1 protein-coding gene is annotated in these 411 nt (G+C 69.6%); it reads left to right on the top strand.

Annotated elements, in window-relative coordinates:
• Positions 1–135: 135 nt before the first annotated feature.
• On the top strand, positions 136–411 hold a 276-nt coding region (locus AOK00_RS32410), incomplete at its 3' end, for a 5-carboxymethyl-2-hydroxymuconate Delta-isomerase (protein ID WP_055603739.1).

The following is a 411-nucleotide window of genomic DNA, read 5'->3' as shown; positions in this document are numbered from 1 at the left end:
GGCGGGACGGGTGGGCACGCGGGACGGGCCACGTCGCAGGCGTCCGCCTGCCGGAAGGCACTTGTGCCGTCATGGCGATCGCCGTAAGGGTGTGGCCAGACATCCGACAGCCGTCCCTCTGGCCGGGAGTGCCCCATGCCGCAGATCACCGTCGACTACTCCGTGCCCCTCGACCGGCGCGGCCTCGCACGCGCCCTGCACCCGCTCGTCGTGAAGACGGTCGACACGAAGCTCGACGCCTGCAAGACCCGGTTCCGGGAGATCGAGGAGCTGATCGTCGGCGACGGATCGACCTACGACGCCGTCGTGCACATCGAGATCGCCCTGCTGTCCGGCCGTACGGACGAGATCAAGGCCCAGCTCTCGGAGGCCGTCCTCGACCTGCTTCCGACCTGCCTCGACACGACCGAG

This window comes from Streptomyces aureus, from assembly GCF_001418135.1.
GTDB lineage: Bacteria > Actinomycetota > Actinomycetes > Streptomycetales > Streptomycetaceae > Streptomyces > Streptomyces aureus_A.
This window is presented reverse-complemented; position numbering and strand designations above follow the sequence as displayed.